Here is a 5,093-nt window from a genome sequence, read left to right as displayed (position 1 = left end):
TCGACAGAACCCACTTCAATACCGGCCACACGAGGACAATGGCAACCCAGATGCCCTCGACCAGGCCGGAAAAGATGGCTTGTCCGCGGATCCCTTCAAGGTACTTGGGAGCGATCCGCGGCCGAGCCGCACGGGGGGCGGGGAAATCGAGACTCCGGGGAAACTTGATGATGCTCGCCATTGATTGACCCTCCATGCGGTCGCATGTCTAATGCCGCTTGCAGGCCCGCGCCTGGGCCCTGGTGTGACAGCGCTGGGGTCAAGCGCCCCGGTTCGTCCGGGGCGCTTCACCTTGCCCGCCCGTTCGCCAACTGGCCTCTTCGACCGATCACGTCGGTCCGAACCGTATTTGGGCTGCGCGCCGGCTTTCCTTGCATGACACCGCCTCTTTGCCGCTCGCTACCCGTCGGTTCGCCAGCTGTGCCGCCCGCTCAGTTGGGAGTTATAGGTCACAAACACAGTCCCCCGTAGAGCGCTGGATAGCAATTTAGCTAAACTCCATTCCTGCGTCAAGAACTTTAGCGGCTAAAATTTTGAGGCCGCGCCACCGGACAGTGACCATCACGTGTACAGCCAGATCTTTTTTACCAACATCCTTCGCTTGCTTGAAGAACGAGGCATGACGAAACACGAGCTGGCCGACAAGGCGCACATCTCTATCTCGTTTCTCTCAGATCTGACCAACGGCAAGGCGAATCCCTCGTTGAAGATCATGGAGGCGATCGCCGACGCGCTTGACACCCCGCTGCCAACGCTCCTCGAATGGACCGACCTTGACCGGGACAGTCTGGACGCTCTGGCCGGTGGGCATGCGCCGCGCAGCCTTCCAGAAGGCATCAGACGGGTGTCGGCAGTATTGCCGGAACACCAGGTTTTCATCGTCAAGAAGTGGGATGAAGCGACAAGAAAGAAACTGCGCAACCCCTAGTAACGCCAGGGCAGGGCTTTAGCCGCTAAAATTTCCTGCCCCTCCGACTGGCGTGTCCTGCGCCTATCAAAGCCCGATCCTGGATTGTTAGATCCACTCATGACAAGCACAAAAGCTTGTTAAAGCGGGCCGCCCGTTAGCACAAACTCCAACGCACGTCCACTATAGCCATCGGCTTGCATTAATCTCGTGTTCGTTATATCGTTTGTTGGGCTGGGTGTTTTCGGCATTCCAGCAAACCGGACAGAGATCGACAGATGGCAGAAAGCGAAGCGCTCGTTTCCACCCTCAAGGAACGGGCGAAGAAAAAGTTGGAACGCGACCTGGGGCCGCTGCTCATGGACGCCTTGGCTGATCCCAGGACGGTCGAGATCATGCTCAACGCAGACGGCAAGCTGTGGCAGGAGCGGCTCGGTGAAAGGATGAGCTGCATCGGCTCCATTCCGTTTGCACGGGCCGAAGCAATCATCAAGACGGTCGCCGGCTACCACGGCAAGGAAGTCACGCGGCACAAGCCAATTCTCGAAGGCGAGTTGCCTCTCGATGGGTCGCGCTTCGCCGGGCAGCTTCCGCCGGTCGTTCCTGCGCCGACTTTCGCCATTCGCAAGCAGGCTGTCGCCATCTTCACGCTGGAACAGTACGTCGAAGCCGGGATCATGACCGCAGCACAGCAGGCGGTGCTGACCTCCGCGATAAGGGCACACCGGAACATCCTGGTGATTGGTGGGACGGGCTCCGGCAAGACCACACTGGTCAACGCCATCATCAATGCCATGGTCGAGCTCGACCCGAGCGAACGCGTCTTCATCATCGAGGACACTGGGGAAATCCAGTGCGCCGCCGAGAACTTCGTGCAGTACCACACCTCGCTCGAAGTGACGATGACCATGCTCTTGAAGACCACGCTGCGCATGCGGCCCGACCGGATCCTGGTCGGCGAAGTGCGCGGCCCCGAGGCCCTCGACTTGTTGATGGCCTGGAATACCGGCCACGAGGGCGGTGCCGCAACGCTGCACGCCAATAACGCCAAGGCCGGACTTGATCGTCTTGCGATGCTCATCAGCATGCACCCGGATTCACCCAAACCGATTGAACCGTTGATAGGGGAGGCGGTTCACGTCGTCGTCCATATCGCCAGAACTCCCGAAGGCCGCTGCGTCCAGGAAATCATCGAGGTTTCCGGGTACGAGGACGGCCGCTACATCACTCGCCCTTTGTAAAGGACCAAACCCATGCAAGCACCCGTCATGTCTTTCCAACTCAAGAACTCGACCATCGTCTCTCTCGGGCTGCTCTTGTTGCTGGCGTTCTTCCTGTTGACCCCGCAAGAAGCTTTCGCCTCCGTGGGTACGGGCGGTTCGCTGCCCTATGAAAGTTGGCTGACCAACCTGCGCAACTCGGTGACCGGCCCGGTCGCCTTCGCGCTATCGATCATCGGGATTGTCGTTGCCGGCGGTGTGCTGATCTTCGGCGGCGATCTCAACGGCTTCTTCCGTACCTTGATCTTCATTGTTCTGGTGATGGCCCTGCTGGTTGGCGCGCAAAACGTGATGGGCACCTTCTTCGGCCGTGGCGCGGTAATCGCCGGCTCGACCTCGACCGATTCCGGAAGGCTGGCCTGAGTATGGCTCTGCGCTCGGTCCCCATTCGGCGCGCCGGCAACCGGGACAACCTGTTCATGGGAGGGGACCGTGAGCTGGTCATGTTCGCCGGCCTGCTGGCCTTTGCGCTGATTTTCAGTGCGCAGGAAGTCAGGGCGACGCTCGTCGGCCTGGTGTTGTGGATCGCGGCGCTCTATGCCTTCCGATTGATGGCGAAGGCCGATCCGAAGATGCGTTTCGTGTACATACGGCACCGTCGCTACAAGCCGTATTACCCGGCGCGCAGCACGCCCTTCCGGGAAAACACGACCAGCCAGGGGAGGCAATACCAATGATCGAAGGACTTGCATTCGCCATTGCCGCCTCGGGAGCCGTTCTTCTGCTCGCGCTCTACACCCGTATCCGTGCGGTCGATGAAGACTTGAGACTGAAAAAGCATCGCTCCAGGGATGCCGGTCTGGCCGATCTGCTCAACTACGCCGCGATGGTGGACGACGGGGTGATCGTGGGCAAGAACGGCTCTTTCATGGCCGCATGGCTGTACAACGGAAGCGACAACGCCAGCAGCACCGACGAGCAGCGCGAGATCGTCTCGTTCCGCATCAACCAGGCCCTCTCCGGGCTTGGTAATGGCTGGATGCTGCACGTTGACGCGGTGCGTCGGCCGGCGGCCAACTACTCGAGCCGCGGCAGCTCGCACTTCCCCGACGGGGTGTCGGCAGCCATCGACGAGGAACGGCGTCGGCTATTCGAAGGCCTGGGCACCATGTACGAAGGCTACTTCGTGCTGACGCTGACCTACTTCCCACCGCTGCTCGCGCAACGCAAGTTCGTTGAATTGATGTTCGACGACGATACCCTGGCGCCCGATCAAAAGGCCAGCACGAGAGGGCTGATCGAGTTCTTCAAACGCGAGTGCGCCACGATCGAGTCGCGATTGTCGTCGGCGCTGATTCTCCAACGCTTGTGCGGCCACAAGGTGGTCAACGAGGATGGTTCGCAAGTCACGCACGACGACTTCCTGCGCTGGCTGCAATTTTGCGTCACCGGCATCAATCATCCTGTGCAGTTGCCGACAAATCCGATGTACCTGGACGCGCTCATTGGTGGGCAGGAAATGTGGGCCGGCGTAGTGCCCAAGGTCGGCCGACAGTTCATCCAGACGGTCGCCATCGAAGGCTTCCCCCTGGAGTCCACTCCAGGCATCCTGACCGCCCTCGGCGAGCTGCCTTGCGAATACCGTTGGTCGTCGCGTTTCATCTTCATGGACACGCACGAGGCGGTGCGGCACCTCGACAAGTTCCGCAAGAAGTGGCGGCAGAAGATTCGCGGCTTCTTCGACCAGGTGTTCAACACCAACACCGGGGCCATCGATCAGGATGCGATCTCGATGGTCGCCGATGCCGAAGCGGCCATCGCCGAAGTGAATAGCGGCCTGGTCGCCCAGGGCTATTACACCAGCGTCGTCGTGCTCATGGACGAGGATCGCACCCGTCTTGAAGCGTCTGCACGCCAGGTAGAAAAGGCGATCAACCGTCTCGGCTTCGCGGCGCGTATCGAGACCATCAACACCATGGACGCCTACCTCGGCAGCTTACCCGGGCACGGCGTCGAGAACGTTCGCCGGCCACTCATCAACACCATGAACCTGGCCGATCTGCTGCCGACAAGCACGATCTGGACAGGCAGCAACGGCGCACCGTGCCCGATGTACCCGCCACTGGCACCGGCCTTGATGCACTGCGTGACGCACGGCGCGACGCCGTTTCGGCTGAACCTGCACGTGCGCGACGTCGGCCACACCTTCATGTTCGGCCCGACCGGCGCTGGCAAATCGACGCACCTGGGCATCATCGCCGCACAGCTGCGCCGCTATGCCGGGATGTCGATCTTCGCCTTCGACAAGGGCATGTCGATGTACCCACTCGCCGCCGCCATCCGCGCCCAGACCGGGGGCAGCAGCGGCAAGCATTTCACGGTCGCCGCCGACGATGAACAGCTGGCCTTCTGCCCCTTGCAGTTCCTGGAAACCAAGGGGGATCGTGCCTGGGCGATGGAGTGGATCGACACCATCCTGGCGTTGAACGGACTCGATACCTCGGCCGCGCAGCGCAACGAAATCGGCAATGCGATCCTCAGTCTGCACTCCAGCGATGGCCGAACCCTGTCCGAGTTCTCGGTCACCATCCAGGACGAGGCGATCCGCGAGGCCATCCGGCAGTACACGGTCGATGGCGCGATGGGACACCTGCTCGACGCCGAGGAAGACGGCTTGTCGCTCTCCGACTTCACGGTCTTCGAGATCGAAGAGTTGATGAACCTGGGCGAGAAGTACGCGCTGCCGGTGCTGCTGTACCTGTTCCGGCGAATCGAGCGCGCCCTGCACGGCCAGCCGGCGGTGATCATCCTCGACGAAGCCTGGCTGATGCTCGGACACCCGGCCTTCCGCGCCAAGATCAGGGAGTGGCTCAAGGTCCTGCGCAAGGCGAACTGCCTGGTGCTGATGGCGACGCAAAGCCTCTCCGACGCGGTCAACTCGGGGATCCTGGACGTGATCGTCGAAT

At 61.1% G+C, this 5,093-nt stretch carries 6 protein-coding genes; 5 read left to right on the top strand and 1 reads right to left on the bottom strand.

From position 1 onward, the window contains the following. A partial coding sequence (gene kleE, locus RUW20_RS17560; protein ID WP_313953519.1) for a KleE stable inheritance protein occupies positions 1–181 on the bottom strand: 181 nt, incomplete at its 3' end. A 384-nt stretch (positions 182–565) separates the two neighbouring features. Between kleE and RUW20_RS17555 the strand changes: the two genes are divergently transcribed. The 5 genes from RUW20_RS17555 to RUW20_RS17535 form a co-directional block, all read left to right on the top strand. Further along, complete coding sequence (locus tag RUW20_RS17555) at positions 566–928, top strand: transcriptional regulator (protein ID WP_313953518.1); 363 nt, start codon at positions 566–568, stop codon at positions 926–928. Between the two features lie 257 nt (positions 929–1,185). After that, positions 1,186–2,148, top strand: coding sequence for a P-type conjugative transfer ATPase TrbB (gene trbB / locus RUW20_RS17550; protein ID WP_313953517.1), 963 nt, complete (start codon positions 1,186–1,188; stop codon positions 2,146–2,148). Positions 2,149–2,160: 12 nt separating this feature from the next. After that, on the top strand, positions 2,161–2,550 hold the full coding sequence (gene trbC, locus RUW20_RS17545; RefSeq protein WP_313953516.1) for a conjugal transfer system pilin TrbC: 390 nt from the start codon (positions 2,161–2,163) through the stop codon (positions 2,548–2,550). A 2-nt stretch (positions 2,551–2,552) separates the two neighbouring features. Then, entirely contained in the window at positions 2,553–2,864 is a 312-nt protein-coding gene (locus tag RUW20_RS17540; protein ID WP_169068723.1) for a conjugal transfer protein TrbD, read from the top strand. Next, positions 2,861–5,093: VirB4 family type IV secretion/conjugal transfer ATPase (locus RUW20_RS17535; protein WP_313953515.1), on the top strand; the 2,233-nt coding region annotated here is incomplete at its 3' end. The genes RUW20_RS17540 and RUW20_RS17535, both read left to right, overlap by 4 nt.

It is taken from the genome of Accumulibacter sp. (genome assembly GCF_032229525.1).
Lineage (GTDB): Bacteria > Pseudomonadota > Gammaproteobacteria > Burkholderiales > Rhodocyclaceae > Accumulibacter.
Note: the sequence above shows the minus strand (reverse complement) of the source record. Positions and strands in the feature narration are given on the sequence as shown.

Excerpts from the sequence above, each read along its gene's own strand:
- trbB (WP_313953517.1), top strand. The coding sequence starts at position 1,186 with ATGGCAGAAAGCGAAGCGCTCGTTTCCACCCTCAAGGAACGGGCGAAG.
- RUW20_RS17540 (WP_169068723.1), top strand. The coding sequence starts at position 2,553 with ATGGCTCTGCGCTCGGTCCCCATTCGGCGCGCCGGCAACCGGGACAAC.
- trbC (WP_313953516.1), top strand. The coding sequence starts at position 2,161 with ATGCAAGCACCCGTCATGTCTTTCCAACTCAAGAACTCGACCATCGTC.